The 19,096-nt window shown below is 47.5% G+C and carries 17 protein-coding genes and 1 pseudogene; 13 read left to right on the forward strand and 5 right to left on the reverse strand.

Annotated elements, in window-relative coordinates; genetic code table 11:
- Window positions 1-47 precede the first annotated feature (47 nt).
- Genes H6F93_RS31615 through H6F93_RS31640 form a run of 6 tightly spaced genes read left to right on the forward strand, consistent with a single transcriptional unit; the run spans window position 48 to window position 7,820 of the window.
- A complete protein-coding gene (locus tag H6F93_RS31615) occupies window positions 48-803 on the forward strand; it encodes a D-glycero-alpha-D-manno-heptose-1,7-bisphosphate 7-phosphatase (protein ID WP_190689816.1) in 756 nt (251 codons plus the stop codon).
- Window positions 804-806: 3 nt separating this feature from the next.
- Window positions 807-2,354, forward strand: a complete 1,548-nt coding sequence (rfaE2, locus tag H6F93_RS31620; RefSeq protein WP_190689818.1) for a D-glycero-beta-D-manno-heptose 1-phosphate adenylyltransferase — start codon at window positions 807-809, stop codon at window positions 2,352-2,354.
- On the forward strand, window positions 2,332-3,495 hold the full coding sequence (gene waaF / locus H6F93_RS31625; protein ID WP_190689820.1) for a lipopolysaccharide heptosyltransferase II: 1,164 nt from the start codon (window positions 2,332-2,334) through the stop codon (window positions 3,493-3,495). Before rfaE2 ends, waaF begins: the two co-directional genes overlap by 23 nt.
- The gene (locus H6F93_RS31630; protein WP_190689822.1) at window positions 3,495-4,331 is read left to right on the forward strand and encodes a glycosyltransferase family 2 protein; all 837 of its coding nucleotides are present in this window, start codon (window positions 3,495-3,497) and stop codon (window positions 4,329-4,331) included. Before waaF ends, H6F93_RS31630 begins: the two co-directional genes overlap by 1 nt.
- Window positions 4,332-4,383: 52 nt before the next feature.
- On the forward strand, window positions 4,384-6,528 hold the full coding sequence (locus H6F93_RS31635) for a glycosyltransferase family 9 protein (protein ID WP_190689824.1): 2,145 nt from the start codon (window positions 4,384-4,386) through the stop codon (window positions 6,526-6,528).
- Between the two features lie 38 nt (window positions 6,529-6,566).
- Window positions 6,567-7,820 carry a glycosyltransferase gene (locus H6F93_RS31640; protein ID WP_199314240.1) on the forward strand — a complete coding sequence of 418 codons (1,254 nt, stop codon included), beginning with the start codon at window positions 6,567-6,569 and terminating at the stop codon, window positions 7,818-7,820.
- Window positions 7,821-7,907: 87 nt separating this feature from the next.
- Here H6F93_RS31640 and H6F93_RS31645 read toward each other — a convergent pair whose 3' ends face one another.
- Window positions 7,908-8,825: an ABC transporter permease gene (locus H6F93_RS31645; RefSeq protein ID WP_206755794.1), complete on the reverse strand. Its 918-nt coding sequence runs from the start codon at window positions 8,823-8,825 to the stop codon at window positions 7,908-7,910.
- The gene (locus tag H6F93_RS31650) at window positions 8,804-9,859 is read right to left on the reverse strand and encodes an ABC transporter substrate-binding protein (protein ID WP_190689828.1); all 1,056 of its coding nucleotides are present in this window, start codon (window positions 9,857-9,859) and stop codon (window positions 8,804-8,806) included. Before H6F93_RS31650 ends, H6F93_RS31645 begins: the two co-directional genes overlap by 22 nt.
- A 217-nt stretch (window positions 9,860-10,076) precedes the next feature.
- On the opposite strand from H6F93_RS31650, the gene H6F93_RS31655 reads away from it, so the two are divergent.
- The 5 genes and pseudogenes from H6F93_RS31655 to H6F93_RS36005 all read left to right on the forward strand — a co-directional run.
- The gene (locus H6F93_RS31655) at window positions 10,077-10,709 is read left to right on the forward strand and encodes a Uma2 family endonuclease (protein ID WP_190689831.1); all 633 of its coding nucleotides are present in this window, start codon (window positions 10,077-10,079) and stop codon (window positions 10,707-10,709) included.
- 54 nt (window positions 10,710-10,763) lie between these two features.
- The gene (locus H6F93_RS31660; RefSeq protein WP_190689834.1) at window positions 10,764-11,048 is read left to right on the forward strand and encodes a CYTH domain-containing protein; all 285 of its coding nucleotides are present in this window, start codon (window positions 10,764-10,766) and stop codon (window positions 11,046-11,048) included.
- 75 nt (window positions 11,049-11,123) lie between these two features.
- A complete protein-coding gene (locus tag H6F93_RS31665) occupies window positions 11,124-12,578 on the forward strand; it encodes an alpha/beta fold hydrolase (RefSeq protein ID WP_524538050.1) in 1,455 nt (484 codons plus the stop codon).
- 85 nt (window positions 12,579-12,663) lie between these two features.
- On the forward strand, window positions 12,664-13,197 hold the full coding sequence (locus H6F93_RS31670) for a DUF4174 domain-containing protein (protein WP_190689836.1): 534 nt from the start codon (window positions 12,664-12,666) through the stop codon (window positions 13,195-13,197).
- A gap of 11 nt (window positions 13,198-13,208) precedes the next feature.
- Window positions 13,209-13,283, forward strand: a pseudogene (locus tag H6F93_RS36005) (TetR family transcriptional regulator); the annotation flags it as partial.
- Between the two features lies 1 nt (window position 13,284).
- On the opposite strand, the gene H6F93_RS31680 reads toward H6F93_RS36005, so the two are convergent.
- Window positions 13,285-13,932 (reverse strand): TetR/AcrR family transcriptional regulator, encoded by a 648-nt coding sequence (locus H6F93_RS31680; RefSeq protein WP_347277386.1) that lies wholly within the window; start codon window positions 13,930-13,932, stop codon window positions 13,285-13,287.
- Window positions 13,933-14,053: 121 nt separating this feature from the next.
- Between H6F93_RS31680 and H6F93_RS31685 the strand changes: the two genes are divergently transcribed.
- Window positions 14,054-15,034 (forward strand): Rieske 2Fe-2S domain-containing protein, encoded by a 981-nt coding sequence (locus H6F93_RS31685; RefSeq protein WP_190689839.1) that lies wholly within the window; start codon window positions 14,054-14,056, stop codon window positions 15,032-15,034.
- A 20-nt stretch (window positions 15,035-15,054) separates the two neighbouring features.
- On the opposite strand, the gene H6F93_RS34420 is transcribed toward H6F93_RS31685, so the two are convergent.
- On the reverse strand, window positions 15,055-15,837 hold the full coding sequence (locus tag H6F93_RS34420) for a TetR/AcrR family transcriptional regulator (RefSeq protein WP_190642316.1): 783 nt from the start codon (window positions 15,835-15,837) through the stop codon (window positions 15,055-15,057).
- Between the two features lie 62 nt (window positions 15,838-15,899).
- Here H6F93_RS34420 and H6F93_RS31695 point away from each other — a divergent pair, with 62 nt between their 5' ends.
- The gene (locus H6F93_RS31695) at window positions 15,900-16,892 is read left to right on the forward strand and encodes a Rieske 2Fe-2S domain-containing protein (protein WP_190689842.1); all 993 of its coding nucleotides are present in this window, start codon (window positions 15,900-15,902) and stop codon (window positions 16,890-16,892) included.
- A 235-nt stretch (window positions 16,893-17,127) separates the two neighbouring features.
- On the opposite strand, the gene H6F93_RS31700 is transcribed toward H6F93_RS31695, so the two are convergent.
- Window positions 17,128-18,873: a hypothetical protein gene (locus H6F93_RS31700; protein ID WP_190689844.1), complete on the reverse strand. Its 1,746-nt coding sequence runs from the start codon at window positions 18,871-18,873 to the stop codon at window positions 17,128-17,130.
- Window positions 18,874-19,096: the final 223 nt, after the last annotated feature.

Here is a 19,096-nt window from a genome sequence, read left to right on the forward strand (position 1 = left end):
TTCTACGTTCAAAAATACCCTTTTAGCAACATAACGAGGAATCAAGGATGAGCGAAAGGGCAGTTTTTCTAGATAAGGATGGGACATTAGTTGAAGATGTGCCTTACAACGTTGATCCGGAGAAAATCCGACTGACAGCGGGAGCTTTGGAGGCAGTGCGATCGCTCCATCATGCTGACTATCAACTGTTCATCATTACCAATCAGTCTGGGATAGCTCGTGGTTACTTCCCCGAATCAGCACTAACGGCTGTCGAGCAACACTTATGTGAGTTATTTCAATCTGTTGGAGTACCCTTGGCTGGATTCTACTACTGCCCTCACCATCCTGACGGCAGGATTACTCACTACGCCACTCGCTGTAACTGCCGCAAGCCCCAACCTGGTTTACTCCATCGCGCTGCTAGTGAACATCAGATTGACTTAGAACAATCGTGGTTCATTGGTGACATTCTGAATGACATCGAAGCAGGACGACAGGCGGGTTGTCGCACCATCTTGATTGACAACGGCAACGAAACCGAATGGCAACTCTCCCGCCCGCGTCTCCCTCATCACATGGTCAACAATTTGATCGAAGCCGCAAATGTAATTCAATTGATCGCCTCCCCTACCCCAAAAACACACACTAAATTTCACCAAAATCTTGTACCAACCGTTCCCGGAACCCTTGAGACACCACCGATGCGAAGCGCTCCCCTGCCTCCCCTCCCCAATACCTTCGGAGGGGGTCTGGGGGAAGCGTTCATCCCCCAGCGGGGGGTTTGGGGGGCTGCCGCCCAAGGCTCGGATCACCAAGAATAAGCCATGTCCAACTTATCCTTAATCAACAGTTTTTCAAAACTCAACGTTCTGGTAATCGGTGAAGCTATCCTCGACTGTTACCTCAACGGCAGTAGCGATCGCCTCTGCCCCGAAGCTCCCGTCCCCGTCGTCAACATCACCGAACGTCTCAACGTACCGGGCGGAGCCGCAAACACTGCTCTCAACGTTAGTAGTCTAGGAGGTCAGGTCAAATTTCTCTCAGTCATTGGTGAAGATCCAGAAGCAGCTTTGCTGAAACAGTCTTTGGAGTCGCAAGGCGTTTCAACTGCTTATTTGCTTCAGGAGCGATCGCGCCAAACTTTAAGTAAACAGCGTATTATTGCTTCCTCTCATTTGTTAGTTCGATTTGATCAGGGCAGCACTCATCCGATTTCATCTGAACTTGAAACAAGACTCATCGATCGCCTGGTTGAACTATTTCCGACCTGTGATGCGCTTATTGTCTCCGATTATGGCTATGGCATTCTGACTCCATCTGTGATTCGTACTTTAGAAGAATTGCAGCGGCGATCGCCTTGCACTCTCGTTGTAGACTCCAAGCAACTCACCGAATATCAGTCTATTAATGTCACAGCCGTTAAGCCTAATTACAGTCAAGCCACTCACCTTTTAGGACTGAAAAAGCTTGAAACTAATGCAGATCGAATCGATCAAATCCTGCTACATGGGGAAAAGCTTCTTGATCTAACCAGAGCCAATATTGCAGCAGTCACTTTAGATCGCGGCGGTGCTTTAATTTTTGAGCGCGATCGCCCTCCTCATCGCACTTATGTCAAACCTGCTCCTCAATCACAAACCTCTGGTGCAGGCGATACTTTTACCAGCACTTTAGCTTTGGCGATCGCTGCGGGTGCTGATACTTCAACGGCGGCTGATCTTGCAGCGGCTGCAACAGCTATTGTTGTAGCTCAGCCTGGGACAACCGCTTGTAGTGTTGCAGCATTACGGCAATCTGTTGATGAGGTGGATAGTAATTTGCCTCATCCCAATCTTAAGCTCAATCAGCAGAAGGTGGGGGATGAGAGAGAGTTCTCCAAACTGCTGATCACTAAAAACCAGTTAGAACGCCAACTTAACCGTTATCGTGACTCTGGGCAGCGCATCGTTTTCACCAACGGCTGTTTTGATATCTTGCATCGTGGTCACGTTACCTATCTCAATCAGGCTAAAGCATTGGGAGATGTTTTAATTGTTGGGGTCAATTCTGATGAGAGTGTTCGACAACTAAAGGGAAATACTCGACCCGTTAACGCTTTAGCCGATCGCATGGCAGTACTAGCAGCGTTGAACTGTGTAGATGCGATTGCTCCTTTTGACGAAATCAATCCTTGCAACCTGATTCAACTTATCCGTCCACAAGTTTTTGTCAAAGGAGGTGACTACACACGAGAAACCCTTCCCGAAGCTTCACTAGTTGAGGATCTGGGAGGTGTCGTTAAAATTTTGCCGTTCGTGAGCGATCGCTCTACCACTCAACTCATTCAACAGATTCAAAACCTAAAAACCTATGACACAAGCAGCTTGGGATAACGCCAAAAATATCCTTTGCGTTAGGTTAGACACTATTGGTGATGTGATTATGACCACACCCGCCATGCGTGCCCTAAAAGCCTCACAGCCTGAACGACGCATCACCTTGCTCACCTCTTCGGCTGGAAGTGTGGTTGCCCCTCTTATCTCAGAACTGGATGATTTGATTATTTATGACTCACCTTGGCTAAAAGCAACGGCTCCTCGCAGGGATAGCAGTCTAGAATATGAAATGATTGAGCGACTGCGACAAGCCAACTTTGATGCAGCCGTAATTTTCACAGTTTATAGCCAGAACCCATTGCCATCAGCATTTCTCTGCTACATGGCAGGAATTCCACTGCGGTTGGCACACTGTCACGAAAATCCTTATCAGCTACTCACTGACTGGGTCAAAGATCCTGAACCCGATCAATTTACTCGCCATGAAGTTCGTCGTCAGCTTGATTTGGTAGCTAGCGTGGGCAGTGAAATTGCCGATCAGCGAATGAGTTTGCAAGTTCCAGAAGTAGCTCAAACTAGAGTTCTGCAACTGTTACAGGAATTAAACATTAACCTGGAACGTCCCTGGATTGTGATTCACCCTGGCGCAACAGCCCTCTCGCGTCGCTACCCTCCCGAACACTTTGCGATCGTTGCAGATCAGCTTGTGCAGCGGTACGGTATTCCAGTTATCTTTACTGGAACAGAACCAGAGCAAGAACTCATTGCGTCTATTCGTCAAGATATGAACGCAGCTTCTCACGCACTGGTTGGCTGTTTAGATTTGGGAGAACTCACTGCACTATTAGACCTCGCTCCTCTGCTAATTTCCAACAACACAGGTCCAGTTCACATTGCAGCAGCCGTAGGGACACCTGTAGTTGATTTGTATGCTTTGACCAACCCACAACACACTCCCTGGGAAGTACCCAATCGCGTATTGTTTCATGATGTTCCCTGCCGTATTTGCTATAAGAGCATTTGTCCAGAAGGGCACTATCATTGCCTGCGTTTAGTAGAACCAGAAACGGTCGTGAATGCAGCTTTAGAACTTTTGCAAGCAGGACAGCATGGCTATTGCGCGGGCGCAACGGTGGCGATCGCCCCTTCCTTTACCCAACCCCTAACTACTCACTCTCAGCTACTAGAAGTCGTGTAATGGTAACTCGTGTAATGGCAACCATTGATATTCTCATTCCCACTTATCGCCGCGCTGCTGCATTAGCGGTTACTTTGACCAGTCTTTGTGCTCAAACTTACCGAGATTTTCGGGTAATCATTTCTGACCAGACAGAGGACAGCGATCCGCTGGCTACTGGAGAAGTGCAGGTCGCAATACGGGTACTTCAAGCTCATGGAAATTCGGTAGTCACTCATAAACACCTGCCTCGACGGGGCATCGCAGAGCAGCGTCAGTTTTTATTAGAACAAGCCACTGCACCTTATGTTTTGTTTCTAGACAATGACTTAATTCTAGAACCCTATGTCCTGGAGTATCTTCTACAGGCAATTCAAGAAGAACAGTGTGGATTTGTTGGCTCTGCGGTGATTGGGCTAAGTTTTTTGAACGATGTACGCCCTGATCAGCAGGCGATCGAACTTTGGCAGGAACCCGTTCAGCCAGAAGTAGTCCGCTCTGGAACACCCCAATGGGAACGATATAAGTTACATAATGCGGCTAACTTGTACCACGTTCAGCAGCGGCTTGGCTGCATTAATCAAGCTTCTCACTTTCCCGCAAAAAAATATAAATATAAAGTGGCTTGGGTTGCCGGATGCGTTTTATACGATGCCACAAAACTGCGAGATGTCGGTGGCTTCAGCTTCTGGCAAGAACTTCCCCCTAACCACTGTGGAGAGGATGTGTTGGCTCAACTGAGGGTCATGGCTCGTTATGGTGGCTGTGGTTTACTGCCATCGGGAGTTTATCATCAGGAATTGCCAACTACGATTGTTGATCGCAGTCAGGATGCTCCTCAGTTGTTGTCGATTTAGGGTTAGTCATTGGTTATTTCATCCGTCAATAAAAAGCCGTCAATAAAAAGCTATGTCACACGCTGACACATTCCACCAGATTTTATTTGTTGAGCTATTAGGGGGGTTAGGGGATGTATTGATTGCACTACCTGCGATCGCCGCTTTAGCAAATTCGCACCCCCAAGCACAACTCACCGTTTTAACATTTGCGCCAGGAAGTCAACTGTTGCAGCAGCATCCACTCATTCATCAGGTGATTGAGGTCAAACAGGGTGAGGCTCGACAGACAGTTGATCAGGCGTTGAAGAATCAGTCTTTTGATCTAATCGTTTCAGATACTAATTACGATGGCATTGCTGAAGCAATTCAAAGCAGTGGCGCAAAACGGACAGTAACGAACCTGTGGCGCAATCCTCCAGAGCACCAGAGGGTAGGCGATCGCTTCCTCAACATTCTGGTTGAAGAGGGAGTAATTGCTGCGGATGCGATACACCTTGACCAAGCATTGCTTCACTTAACTGCAGCAGAACATGAGTCCGCACATCAAGCATTAGGTGCAGCTTATTGTCCACTCATCGTTTTATGTCCTGATGCTGGAATGCCTGTCAAACGGTGGTCAACCGCAAACTTCGTACAGTTAGGGCGCGCATTGCAACAACGATATGGTGCCACGATCCTGATTCCTGTAGGTGCAGACCAGGAACAAGCTGAGCAAATTGCTCGACATATGGGTGGCACGGCACGAATATGGCAACGAGGCTCTCTACGACAACTAGCAGCGGTGATGTCAGAAGCAGATCTAGTGATTGCTTCTGACACTGGCCCTGCGCGCATTGCTGCGGCTTTGAATATCCCCACGATTACCCTATTCGGACCGTCCTGGCACGGTCGCTATGGACAACCTTTCCCTCACATCAACTTGCAAGGCTACCCTGAATGCCCTGAGCGAAACATTCAGAACTTTACTGAGCAACGCTGCTGGTATGGCGGAGTTTGCCCATTTGACCAATGGGATAGCTGCATGCAGGCGATCGCCCCTGCTGAAGTGTTGGCAGCAGTAGAAAGGGTGTGGGAGCAGAAGAGTAAAGGGGTAGGAGAGCAAAGCTTAAAACTCAAAACTCAAAACTTACAATTCAACTTTGAAAACTCACTTTCAGTAGATTGGGGAAATGTTCGCAACCTCTTGGTGATGCGATTGGATAATATTGGCGATGTGATTATGACTAGCCCTGCTTTGCGGGCAATCAAGCAAAATTTACCTGGGGCAAAACTAACGCTAATGGCGAGTCCGTCTGGGGCACTGACTGCACCATTGTTGCCCTGGGTCGATGAAGTGTTGCCTTGGCGAGTATTGTGGCAAGATTTAGGACGATTGCCATTTGACCCAGAGCGGGAATGGGAGTTAGTTAAGTTTTTGAGCGATCGCCACTTCGATGCAGCCATTATTTTCACCAGCTTCAGCCAAAGTCCTCATCCAGCAGCCCTAATTTGTCATTTGGCAGGAATTCCCCTGCGTTTAGGAGAATCTAAAGAAAAAGGACTGGGCTTTCTGACTCACGAATTGAACTCTGCTCCTGATGAAATCCATCAGGTAGAGCGTAACCTGCGACTCATAGAATCAGTTGGTTTTGAAGTGAGCGATCGCCATTTAGCGATTCAAACCTCAAAATTCAAAATTCGAAATTCGAAATTTAAGCTTCCTAGAGAATTCATTTTGCTCAATCCTTGGACAACCTGCCAATCTCGCAACTATGACCCTGATCGCTTTGCCGCTGCGGCTCGACGACTCAGCGAGATTACCAAATGGTCAGTGGTGGTAACAGGAGTTGAAAAAGATCGCGATCGCGCTTTTCCTTTACTTCAAGCATTGGGCAACTGTGCCGTTGATCTGATTGGTAAAACCAGTTTGTCAGAATTAGCAGATCTGGTGGCAGAGGCTCAACTGGTGTTGACTAACAACACCTCAACCATGCACATTGCCGACGCAACACAAACCCCAATGGTTGTTTTGTTTGCCGGAACTGAACGGGAATCACAATGGTGTCCTCGTCATGCTCCTATTCGGCTGCTGCGTCGCCCTACTGTATGTAGCCCCTGCTATGCATTCACCTGTCCCTACAGCTTGGAGTGTTTGGACATTCCTCCGGAAACTGTGGTTGCAGCAGCACTGGAGCTTCTACGAGAAACTAATGCTGTTGTAACAGCTCTCAGGTAAAGGTATTGTGGCTGTTCACAAGTTATTTTCGATAACTGATGTTCAATGACCAAAACTCAGACCCCATGCTGCGCGTCACCTTAATTGCTGGTACTTATCAACCTGATCGCTGTGGCGTAGCTCACTACACCTCACGCTTACGAGAGGCTTTGGCAAAAGAGGTTGAGTCTGTAGTGCTAACTACCCAAGCAGCAGCTCAAGCGGTACAAGATACCCGCGTTCGAGGAGTGGTGCAAGATTGGAGGTTAGCTAGCCTATTGCCATTAGTGCGGACGATTCAAACAACCCCAACTGATATTCTGCATATTCAACATGCAGCAGGCACTTATAGCTTTCAGCGTCCTATTTTTTTGCTGCCGCTAATTCTACGGGCTTTAGGTTATCGTCAACCCATTGTCACAACAGTGCATGAGTATGGCTGGTGGGAATGGCAACCCAAAGGCGTTCCACCGAAACTGCTGGAATGGCTAAAGCAATGGGGACAACAGCATCAATGGTGGGATCGAGAGGATGGCTTTTTACTAACGGGTAGTCAGGCAATCATTACCACTAATGTAGAAGCGGAGAGTGCAATTCGCGATCGCCTCCCTCACCTATCCAACCGCCTTTGTCGAATTCCGATCGCCGCTAATGTGGAAGTGACACCCATTGAGCGATCGCTTGCCCGTCAGCTTGTGCGCCAAACCTACGGCTGGTCAGAGGAATCGTTAGTGATTGCTTTTTTCGGCTTTCTACATCCCGTTAAAGGACTGGAAAACTTATTTCTTGCATTCAAACAGATACTCACAACGATTCCTCAGTCGCGGCTATTGCTTGTTGGTGGAGTAGAAAGTTTGGCCTTGCCTGCGGATGAGGCTAAGCGATATTGGAATAAATTACAGGCTCAGATCTCGCAGCTAGGACTTGGCAAACAAGTAAAAATGACAGGCTATGTGAGCGAAGCGATCGCCTCTCACTATTTAAGTGGTTCTGATTTGGGCGTGTTACCTTTCAATCACGGTGTCACCCTCAAAAGTGGTTCCCTACTAGCGCTTTTAGCCCATCATTTACCTACTGTCGCGACTTATTCTGACCCACCCGATCCAGAACTTGCTGGGGCAAATATTGTTTGTCCTGTACCATCCCGTGACTCAGATTCTCTCACTGCGGCACTACTGAAGTTAATTGAAAATCCAGATTTGCAAAAACAATTGAGTGCAGCAGGAAGTGAGTTTGTCAGACAGTTTAGTTGGGAGGCGATCGCCCAAAAACATTTGCAGATTTACAAGAATCTACTAGCGAAGCAGATTTAAAGCGTTGGGTTTCGCTTTGCTCCACCCAACCTACACAAATTACTGGATAGGCTTAAGTAGCTGTACCGTTCTTCTACTTTCTACTCCTTATTCTAAAGCTCCTCGTCTCACTACAACGGTCAGGGCTAAAAATACGATTAGCATCACTACCAGTGCAAATGCGGCTCCCAAAGGCCAGTTGTAGGACACACCAAACTGAGCAGAAATCACATTGCCCAGCATAATGCCACTGGGTCCTCCGATCAGATTGGGAGTGATGAAGTCACCCATCGTTAGGGCAAATACATTGATTGAACCTGCCAGTAATCCGGGTGTCACCAGCGGTAAAGCAACCTTACGAAAAGTGGTGAGAGGTGGAGCGTTGAGATCTGCTGATGCTTCGAGCAAATCTTTGGGTAGCCGCTCGAAGGCTGTGATTACAGGCAAAATCATGAAAGGTAGCCAGACATGCACAAACGTAAGTGTGGTTGAAAACTGGTTATAAAGGAAAATCTGGCTGGGCTGCTGCAAAATTCCTAAAGAGAGTAGGGCACTGTTGAGAATGCCGTTATACCCAAGGATAATTTTCCAAGCAAAGACTCTCACCAGATAGCTTGACCACAGCGGCAGAATTACTAACAGCGTTAACAACGTGCGGTAGCGACCACCGAAACGAGTAATGAAGAAAGCCAGGGGGAGGGCGATCGCCGCATCAATTGCCGTCACCCCCAGCGCAGTCATTACCGTTCTCACAATTACTGTGCGGTATGCTGTATTGCCAAAGATCGTTTGAAAATTGACTAGGCTAAACTCCCGTACGATATCAAACGCTTCTAACCGCCAGAAGCTGTAAGAGATCAGAATGGCGATCGGCACAAAATACAGCAGCGTCATCCACACCAGCGGTGGTAATAGAGTTGCGTAGAGTGCCACTGGTGTACGATCGCGCTGTCTTGGTTGTGCCTCTGAAAACTGGGCTTCTGACGGTTGAGTGATTAACGGTTCTAACTGCGGATTTCGTTCCAAAGCTGTACCCACTTATCGTAATTTTGGACGCTCTGCCACATTTTGATTTCCTCATGTAGCGACAGGTCATCCATAAACAGTTCCTTGGCGCGTTCTGGACCGACTGCTTCAACGCCCAATTCCGTTGCGCCAGAGTAGCCTGTTACGTCCATTACACCCTTTTGACCTTCACCACTGAGGATAAAATCAATCCACTTGTAGGCAGCATCCACGTTGCGAGAGTTTTTAGAAATCATCCAGGAGTCCGTCCAGCCTGTAAGTTCTCCTTTAGGATTAACAGAACCGACCGGATAATCTGCCTCAATCAGTTGCGTATAGGTGAGTGGCCAGGCATGGGCAAGCACTACTTCACCTGACTGAAACAGGTTTGCCAACTCACCAGCGGTTGCCCAGAATTTACGAATGCTGGGACGCAGTTCCAGTAGCTTATCTTTAACTTCAGCCAGGTCAGCGTCTGTCAGGTCATAGGGGTCTGCCTTGCCCAACCAGAGCGCAACATCGGCGATCGTCATTGGATTGTCGGGAATGGTAATCTGTCCGGCATACTGGGGGTCAAACAGTACGTCCCAAGAAGTGGGCGAAGTTGCTACTTTTTCGGTGTTGTAGAGCAGCACATTTGGACCCCAGGCAAAGGTTACGCCATAGGGCTTGCCATCAAAGCTATTCCAATCACCTTTTTGAAAAGGTGAAAAGATTGAATCGTAGTTTTCGAGTTTGCTAGTGTCAATCGGTCTGACCAATCCAGCTTTGTAGAGCCGCTCGGTGATGTCGCCTGATGCAGAAATCAGGTCATAGGTGCGACCGCCGCCCGTGCGGAACTTAGCAAACATTTCGTCGCTAGACCCGGCATAGGTTGCTTTGATGGCACAACCTGTTTCCTGCTCAAACTTTTGGGCAAAGGAAGCATCGGTATAGCCTTCCCAGACGATTGCCGTCAACGTGCAGCCCGCTGCTTGAGCAGGCTGAGCAGATAGCATTCCACTGGTTAACCCTAATAAACCAATTAAAAATGCGGTAATTAAACGATGCCACATAGGTAACTTGATCCTTCTGCTAAATGTCATAACGGTTAAATCAGACAATATTGAAGTGGACAATGGCATAGTACGTCCGACCTAGATTAAAGGGTACCGTTCTAAATTTTCTGTTACTAATGACATCCTATGAGGTCTTTGCCCCAATCATGGGACAACTGTAAGGTTCTTTAATAGCGATCGCTATAATTTGGTCAGTAAGAACAAGAGATCTCCTATGTACGCTGTCGTGTCTCGCGAAAAAATTCACCTTCCACCGGGCAGTGTGATGCGAATGCCCGGAACCTGGCAAGATTATTGCATTCTGCGAGATAGCCGAGGCGATGGCTCTATTCCCAGAATTAAATATCGCAACGGCGAAATCTTGCTTATGAGTCCCCTTCCTCGTCACGGACGTGAAGCCCATTTGCTTGCTAGAGTTGTGGAAATCTTGCTGGACAGCGAAATTCGCAACTACGAAGCCTTTACCCCGATTACGATGGACATTCCTGAATCGGGAGGCATTGAGCCAGATTACTGCTTTTATATCGATAACTGGCAAGTTGCTGTTGGTAAAGATCGGATTGACTGGCAAGTTGACCCGCCGCCCGATCTGGTGATTGAAATTGATGTCACCACTTATACATCTGCTGAAGACTACGCGCCATATCGAGTTCCAGAAGTTTGGTTATTTAAAAAGAGTGGCTTAAAGATTTATTACCTGCAAGGGGATGTTTATCAACCCCAATCTGTAAGTCGCTATTTCCCCAATGTTGATCTGCCCATCCTGATTACTCAAGTTCTGCAAGTTGCAGCAGAACAGGGAACTGGGTTTGCTTTGCGGGATTTGCGTCAACAGTTAATGCAGTAGTTTATTTGTTTATTTTACTTGTCACTGTTCCCGACTACCCACTCATTTCTAGCAATGCTGCAGCCGTGCGAACTTTGCCATCGAGAGATGCCTGCTCTCACAGAGCATCACCTAACTCCTCGTCAAAAGACCAAACACCAGGGGCTAGACCCCAGTCCCACAATTCAAATTTGCTCTGCCTGTCATCGCCAGATCCACACCCTTTATGACAACTCTCATTTAGCACTGCACTTAAACACCTTGGAAAAGCTCAAGCAGGACCCGCAGCTACAGAAATTTTTAGCCTGGGTTCACAAGCAAGACCCCAATAAGCGAGTCAAAATCGACCGAAAACGATAAACCTCACTACTTTCCAATCCTTAAGCCCGTTTTGCGTTACACCAGTAAGTGGTGTTTGGATGTTGGCCGAAGCCTGTGAAATTGAACTATAAACGCTTAGGACTCCTGTTACTGGCAATCCTGCTGGTTGTTTCGTCTTGGTTAGGAATCGCGATTGCTCGATCGGGATTAGAGGTGAGATCGCTCCAAAAGGAGGGAGTTCCCCTGCTATACATTGCCCCTCAAGGGGCGAAGGCAGTCCCAGGAGTTCTAGTTGCACATGGATTTGCAGGTTCCAAACAGTTGATGTTGGGTTATGGGCACGTACTGGCTCGCGCAGGCTATGCGGTAATGCTGTGGGATTTTGACGGGCATGGGGCGAATCCTGCTCGCTTACAGCAGTATGAGTTGCAGAACAACCTGGATGTTGCTTTGCAAGCTCTATTAGAACAACCTCTGGTTGACCCAGATCGTTTAGCATTGCTGGGGCACTCGATGGGTAGCGGAATTGTGATGACAGCTGGCGCTCGTAGCCCTGATCGCTTTGCCGCAACCGTTGCTGTTTCCCCGACTGGGGCAAGTGTGACTCCTCAAGCTCCCCAGAATCTCCAGTTGCAGGCAGGAGGTGGAGAGGGAAGATTTATTGGCAATGCCGAACGGCTGCTAGCACAGGCAGGAGGAGAAAACGCGAACTTAGCAGCAGGACAGGGACGAGAACTGGTTGTTATTCCTGGTGTCGAGCACATCACCATTCTGCTTAGTGATGGTAGTCATCAGGCAGCACTGGAGTGGCTCGACGCTACGTTTGGGAGAACCCAAGAGAGCCAGTACAGCGATCGCCGCATGGCTTGGTATGGACTTCATCTACTGGGTTGGTTAGTGGGGTTGGCAGCAATTTCACCCCTTCTGACTCAATCAGAAACTATTGCCCTGGAAATAGATCCCGTTCGACGATGGTCAGGATTAATCGCTGCGCCTTTGGTCGCAACCGCAGGATTAGTGTTGCTGAGTCAGCGATTTGATCTCCAGGACTTGGGTGGGGTTCAAGTTGGTGGAGCAGTGGGTGTCTGGTTTCTGATTGCTGGATTAACCTGGCTGGGAGTGCTGGCACGGTTGCCTCGTCCGACCCTGCGTACCGTTGGACTGGGAATTGTGCTGTTTGTCATCCTCTGGGTTGCCTTTGGCGCAATGGCGCAGGTGGTCTGGCTGCAATGGTGGCTCATCCCAATTCGGTTGAGAGTATGGTTGCCAGTGGCGATCGCTTGTTTCCCCTGGTTTCTGGCATCTGGAATGGTGCAGGAGAATGTTGGAGTCGGCAAACGCATCCTCTGGTGGTTGGGACAAAGCGTTGTCCTGATTGGTGGCTTTGTCCTAACGCTCAACTTTTTACCTCAATTAGGATTTATGTTTTTGCTTTTGCCGTTGTTCCCACCACTGATGGGGATTTTGTCTCTGGTGGCGGGTTTGTTGAATCGAGCATGGATCTACGCGATCGGCTCTGCTCTATTTTTTGGCTGGTTGCTGGCAGCAGGTTTCCCGCTCTCGGCTTGACCCGTGTACCCTGAAGTTCTCCCTTCAGAACCAGTTGCTCTCTCATAGATTTGGCTACAGTAAGGAGGTTGTTTCTGTCTGAGCAATGCAGTCTCTATCTGTATTTGTTGTCCTTCTGTCCCTGCTACAGGGCTGTGTCTACGCTCAGCCTTCCATTTCTATGAGTGATTCCTCTAACCTTTCTAATTCCCACCCCTCAGAGATGGCCAGTGTTGCCGCACCCTCTGATTATTCACAGTCAGTCGAATTTAATTTGAGTGACTATCAATGGCAACACCGCATCTTGCTGGTCTTTGCACCTTCAATTGGTTCATCTGATTATCAACAACAGATGCAAGCATGGCAGGCAGACGTAGCAGGGACAGATGAGCGCGACCTCAAGTTGGTGCAGGTTTTGGAAACTGGAGAGAGCCAAGTCAATGGGCAACCGATTAGTTCAGCATCGGTAGAAAGGCTTAGACAGCAGTTTGAGATTACCCCTGAAGAGTTCGCGGTAATTTTAGTTGGTAAAGATGGTACGGAGAAGCAACGGAGCCAAACTCCGATTGATTTGGCGGTGCTATTTCGCACCATTGATGCGATGCCAATGCGCCAGCAAGAAATGCGCTCTCAACAGTAGTTTGAAGCAGAGCGATCGCCGCACGTGCGGGGGTCGGTAAAACAACGATCCATCGGCGCTACGGCAGCAAACTAATTCTTCGCTAACCTAATCCCTTTGCTGAATCGCTGCCAAAATGAATGCGATCGCCTCTTCGGTATGTTCTTCTATCATTTCTGGACTGAGACGATCGATCTCTGGAGTAAGATGCCGCCAATTCTCATGAACTGTGAAATAGAAGAGACAAATACTCAAAATGTAGGTCAAGGTGAGAAATGGCTTGAGTGGACGAAAGGAACCGTCTTTCATGCCTCGTTCTAGAACTTTCAATAGATACTCGTGAAGTGTCAATACATTGCATTCTTTAAAGTACGCACCCTGATTTTGGCTTGATTCCTGAAACCACAGCATTTGTCGTTGAGGGTTTGCGGCTTCGTTAGAAATTGCAATGCGAATGATTTGCTTCAGAGCCTCTTCGGGGGATAGAGCATCAAAATTGTGTTTTGCCAGTATTTCTTGAACCTCATCTACAGGTCGTTGGAGAACAGCTTTGTAGAGATTCTCTTTGTTCTCAAAGTAATAGTGCAATGTTGCAGAAGTAACCTGGGCAACTTGGGCGATCGCGCTCATGCGGGCCCCTTTTAAGCCGTGGTGGGCAAACTCCTGCTCGGCAGCATCCAGAATTTGCTGTTGTGTTGCCGCTGCATCTCGCACGGGACGCACTGATTTTGCTGCTCGTTTCCCCAATCGACTCACGACCCCAATCACTCTTGTCCTACCAGAGCCATCTTAGCAGAGACTAAACATCGTGGAATTGACGAAATGACAAGCCATTGATAGACTTACTAATTAATTAGTAAGTTAAATTTTTGGGATTATGAAGCAATTACAGGGTTCTGCCTGGCTACTGGCGCATCGCTCAATGCTGAAGCCGAATCAGCCCCGAAAGTTTTCTCTGTTGGGTCGAGATTATGTGCTCTGGCAAGATTCACAAGGCAAAATTACTGCTTTGCCCAACGCCTGTCCTCACATGGGCGCAATGCTTTCGGAGGGTTGGTGTGTAACTCAATCTGATGGTAGTAGTACGATCGCCTGTCCATTTCATGCTCTAGAGTTTGATCACCAGGGCTGTACTGTATTACCCGGTTCCAACAGGCAAACGAAATCCTTGCTGTCACCACTTGAATTGATTGTTCAGGGGGATTTGATCTGGAGCTATGGTGGCTATGAGCCAAAGATTCCAATTCCTAATTTGATGAATGCGATCGCCACTGAGTATGACTTCATTGGGGTCACAGGTGAACGCAGCATTCCCACTGACATTCTGAGTTTGCTGCTGAATATGCACGACTACAACCATCAGAACGGCACGCATCGGGAGCTATTTGAAATTGAGGAGGTTCAGGTCAAGCAATTCATTGATGAAGGGTTACATTCTCACGCTTATCTGGCTCAACCCAGGAAACAACCAACATGGCGGGAGATTCTCAGAAATCCGGCACAATTGGCATTACCAAAAGTTCTGGAAGCGCATCTGGAAAATTACTTTCCGTTTATGGGGGTGATGCATGGCGACAACAAAATTCTGAGTTTAAAGGAATGCCACTTTTATTTGCCCGAATCTGTGGGGCGATCGCGCGTGTTTGTATTGATGTACATGCAGGCGCATTCCCCGATCGCTCACTTGCTGAAACGAAATTTGCTGAAGCTGATTGATGTTGTTGTAGAGCAAGATGCCAGGATTCTCAACCGGATCTACCCGAATACGCCACAACGAATCAAACTCAACAATGAAGTAGGAATGGATTGGGTTCGTCGGAATTTTGAACAGTTTCCTTCTGTAAAAACAGAACCCTGAATTTTGCAGTTGCTAGCGGGCTATTGAGCGACAAACTGCTTTCTACAATCCTTACAGAGATAACACTGCTTGCCCCGACGATATCCATTTTTCGATAACTGGCTGGATTGACAGTGAGGGCATATCATTACTTTCATTACATCGCCTAACTGATGATCGCCGACGTGCGGCTCTAAATATGACACTAATAGCTCCTCAATCTGCTGCGTCAAGCGTTGGCGATGCTCAAGACTAGGGCTGCGAAGTGCCGCCAGCATCACCGCATTACTGCTGTGCACACATACTTCTGCTAACAGGCTGTACTGTTCCTCAGTTAGGGCAGCATTTCGGTGCTTCAAGATATTCGCCATAAAGTTGATCGCTTCCTGCGTCATGCTTTCATCAATCGACTGAAAAATTTCGCGTGCCAGATAAAACTGCACAAATACGACTCGCGACACGGGTTGCTCAAACAGTTCTGCCACGCTGGTCGCGATCGCATGGATCATCTGACGGAGTGGTAATTGGATAATGGTCGCGATATCCACCTGCGCCCACATCGCCTTCACCCGCTCTGCATGACGTAACTCCATCGCCTTGAAAATAGCGGCTTTATCTGGGAAAAACTGATAGAGCGACCCGATCGCCGTTCCGGCTCTGGCAGCAATCATGTGGGTTGTTGCAGCTTCATAGCCCACCTCATCAAATACAGCCGCCGCCGCATCAAGAATTTTCTCGACTCGCTCCTTGCCGCGCTGCTGTTTAGGCTGACGACGCAAACTATTAGCTGCTTGGGGGCTTGACGAACGTGAATGTTCTGTCATATTTTGAAGTTCATAGATTGAAATGCGACAGATTTTTCATAATTTTATCAATGGAGGACGCTATGCGCTCAATGCTCCCCGGTGCGCCCTGGCTGTTGGCGCACAAATCCATGCTGAAGGTTAATCAGCCCCGCAAGGTTTCTCTATACGGTGTTGACTATGTGATGTGGAAGGATGAGACAGGAGAAGTCCATGCTTTACCAAATGCCTGCCCACACATGGGAGCCATGCTCTCAGAGGGATGGTGTGAAACGCAAAGTGACGGTAAAAGCGTTGTCATCTGCCCGTTTCATGCGCTACCTTTTGATGCGGCTGGTTGTACCGTTCTACCGGGTTCAGGCAAAAAAACATTGCCTCAGTTGCAACCGTTAGAACTTAGGATTCAAGGCGATTTCATCTGGTCACATGGTGGGCATGAGCCAAAAATTCCAATTCCCAAAGTGTTGGATGAGATTGTAGAGCAATATTATTTTGTCGGGTATACGGGCGATCGCAGCGTTGAAACCGATCTGCTGACCATGCTGCTGAATATGCATGACTACAATCACCAGAATGGCACTCATCGAGACTTATTCCGCATCACGGAGGTTGAGTTTCACCAATTCATTGACGAGGGGCATCATTCCCATGCATTTTATGATATGCCCACTGCACCCTACACGCTGACAGAAAAACTGAGAAAACCAGATTTGCTTCTGCTACCTACCAACATCAAGGCACACCTGGAGAACCATTTTCCGTCCCTCGTTATCTTTCACGGTGAAATGCCATTAGGGAAAGCAGCCCAATGCCACTTCTTTATTCCAGAAGCCGAAAACCGCACCCGGACTTACATCCTACTGTTTGGACAGGCAAAACATCCTGCCTTTAAGCTGTTTGGTAGCACCTATCTCAAGTTCGGTCAGGTGGTGATTGATCAAGATGCTGATATTCTGAGCAAACTTTATCCAAACACCCCGCAGAAGATCAAACTCAACAACGAAGTCGGTATGGATTGGGTTCGCCGTAACTTTGAGAGTTTTCCCGATGTTGTGGCCCCCAATCTTTCCAGGTAAATACTCAATTACTTCACTAAACACGCGCTTGCGAGTACTTTCAAATACAGCCTTTTAGGGCCACATCACACTTTGATGAATGGACTCCTGTAGGGGCACGGCAATGCCGTGCCCCTACAGGAGTCCATTCACACATTAAAAGTTCCACAACGTTCTTAATGTGTGTAATGCCAACCCATACCACCTAGTAGCTCCAACTCCCAACGCCGTAAGAATTTGGGGCTAAATGATGTTGCTACGGCTTCTTTGATTCAACTGAAATGCCGCGATTTTTATTCAGCCCAAACACTCTGACTACTAGTCCAACACTAATGATGGTACAAAAAGCTATTCCAACACAGTAGAGAGGGTTAGACAGGAAATGACTGAGCTGTAACAACGCTTCATCAATAATGGTAGATTTCAGACCTATCTGTGCTAAAAGCTGAGGAACTTGAGTGAGGAGCGAGGGGATAAACCAGCTTAAAGCGAACGAAATAATGACTCCCAACAGGAACCAGACAAAAATACCTAATCCAAAATAAAAAGAAACAATAGGGGAGTCTTTATCACTATGAGCGCTTTTTGGATTAGGCCAGCCCAAATGGAAAGAAAAGCCATCTTTTTCAATTTGTGGTTTTTTAAACTTTTCGCCGCTCAATAACCATTCAGAAACTTGACAAACTAACGGGTTCTTTCGTTTCGGATTGTAAGTCAAATACTGCCCGTGGCTTAGGAGATGAATTTGCTCTGCCTTGTATGGGACTTCTTTGGGAGTTAAGGGCGACTCTTTACCTTGTTGGCTATCAAAGAAACGAGTGAAATCTGAAACGGGATCAGTGGGATCAAACACATTAATCCATTCAAAATCTTCTTTAAATACTGATTCATCTTTATTGAGAGGAACAACTAATGGCCAGAGCACAGCAAATTTGCTGAGAGGAGAGCCATACGTCATGAATCCTTTCAAGTTGCGGAATAGTTCTTTCCGACTAATTACATCATCATTATCACGAGAAAGCCAGCTTGGGCGTTGAGGAAGCACGTATTTCTGAACTTTCTTTTCATCCTCTGTGAGTTGCCTTTTTACCCGACCCTGATGCTTGCGGCACCATCTTTTCCACAACTTTTGGTCTAAGTATCTAGGCAATGCTGTTTCGATCTCCATCAGCCCATTGAAAGCAACCACAGTACCTAAGCTATGAGACAAAATGTACCAACGCTCGTATTTCTCCAAACTCATTTCGACCAAAGCTTTGATAAAGCGCCGACGTATGGAAAAACGAGGAGGCGCTTTCCCCAAATCGACCAATGGTCCTTTCCCTTCCCTTGCATCCTGTTGGTATAACTTGACATCACCTAGGTACTCAACTAGGAGATCAGGTCTGATTTCCAGTCCTAAAATACTCCGCGAAACTCTTCCTAAAACCCAAAGGAACGGTAGAAGTAAGAACACCACAAAGGACACAAGGAGCAAATAGACACGATGGACGAGTTGAATCGGTTCACCTTCTCCAGGTAAAAGATCCTTTGCTTGATTAAAGCTGCGCCCAGGCAATCGCCTATCAGGATGCAGAGGCACCTCCTTGTCCGGAAACTCAGTATCAGTTCTTTGGTCATATCTAGGTTTTGTCCATAGAGAGAGACCCCAAGCCCAAAAACTCCTGAATGTTTTGAAACTGTTTGGCTCATCCAAGTCAGACCACCAAACTTCCCTGAATTCTAGATTTGTTTGCTGATCATTTTTGTCTACAACTTCAATAATTGCCGTCGCAGCTCCCTCACCCCGCCATGTCTGTTGATTGGCTCGGTAAGGTGCATCTTTGCTAATGTTAATGTTAACTTGAACACTATCTATGTTGGAATCTGCCTGTTTGCTATCTGCTTGCAAAGCAGAGGCAATATTTCTGACTACTTCCTCAAGATGCTCAAACTGACACTGTTCACCAATACCATGAACTACTAAGATACCAACACGCTGCGGCTTATCTTCGCGGGACATAAAATGGGTCAAATGAAGGGTTAGGCAAAACTTGTTTAATCGTAAGCGACATAACTGCACCCCGACAGTACCCTTACAGGTGATTTTTATGCGCAAGAATATTTACCAATGGCGTTGTTGCATGGAGGAGTTGCGGATAGGCGAGGTGATAGGTTTGAAGTACCACCAACAAACCTTCACAGCAATGAGCTACCGTATCCGCAACTGGTCTGAGTATAACGCT

It is taken from the genome of Leptolyngbya sp. FACHB-671 (assembly GCF_014695745.1).
GTDB lineage: Bacteria > Cyanobacteriota > Cyanobacteriia > Elainellales > Elainellaceae > JAAUTN01.

Bases quoted from the DNA above. Each gene is read 5' to 3' on its own strand.
- H6F93_RS31615 (WP_190689816.1), top strand. From the start codon at position 48: ATGAGCGAAAGGGCAGTTTTTCTAGATAAGGATGGGACATTAGTTGAA.
- rfaE2 (WP_190689818.1), top strand. From the start codon at position 807: ATGTCCAACTTATCCTTAATCAACAGTTTTTCAAAACTCAACGTTCTG.
- waaF (WP_190689820.1), top strand. From the start codon at position 2,332: ATGACACAAGCAGCTTGGGATAACGCCAAAAATATCCTTTGCGTTAGG.
- H6F93_RS31630 (WP_190689822.1), top strand. From the start codon at position 3,495: ATGGTAACTCGTGTAATGGCAACCATTGATATTCTCATTCCCACTTAT.
- H6F93_RS31635 (WP_190689824.1), top strand. From the start codon at position 4,384: ATGTCACACGCTGACACATTCCACCAGATTTTATTTGTTGAGCTATTA.
- H6F93_RS31640 (WP_199314240.1), top strand. From the start codon at position 6,567: ATGTTCAATGACCAAAACTCAGACCCCATGCTGCGCGTCACCTTAATT.
- H6F93_RS31650 (WP_190689828.1), bottom strand. From the start codon at position 9,859: ATGTGGCATCGTTTAATTACCGCATTTTTAATTGGTTTATTAGGGTTA.
- H6F93_RS31655 (WP_190689831.1), top strand. From the start codon at position 10,077: ATGTACGCTGTCGTGTCTCGCGAAAAAATTCACCTTCCACCGGGCAGT.
- H6F93_RS31660 (WP_190689834.1), top strand. From the start codon at position 10,764: ATGCTGCAGCCGTGCGAACTTTGCCATCGAGAGATGCCTGCTCTCACA.
- H6F93_RS31670 (WP_190689836.1), top strand. From the start codon at position 12,664: ATGCAGTCTCTATCTGTATTTGTTGTCCTTCTGTCCCTGCTACAGGGC.
- H6F93_RS31685 (WP_190689839.1), top strand. From the start codon at position 14,054: ATGAAGCAATTACAGGGTTCTGCCTGGCTACTGGCGCATCGCTCAATG.
- H6F93_RS34420 (WP_190642316.1), bottom strand. From the start codon at position 15,837: ATGACAGAACATTCACGTTCGTCAAGCCCCCAAGCAGCTAATAGTTTG.
- H6F93_RS31695 (WP_190689842.1), top strand. From the start codon at position 15,900: ATGCGCTCAATGCTCCCCGGTGCGCCCTGGCTGTTGGCGCACAAATCC.
- H6F93_RS31700 (WP_190689844.1), bottom strand. From the start codon at position 18,873: ATGTCCCGCGAAGATAAGCCGCAGCGTGTTGGTATCTTAGTAGTTCAT.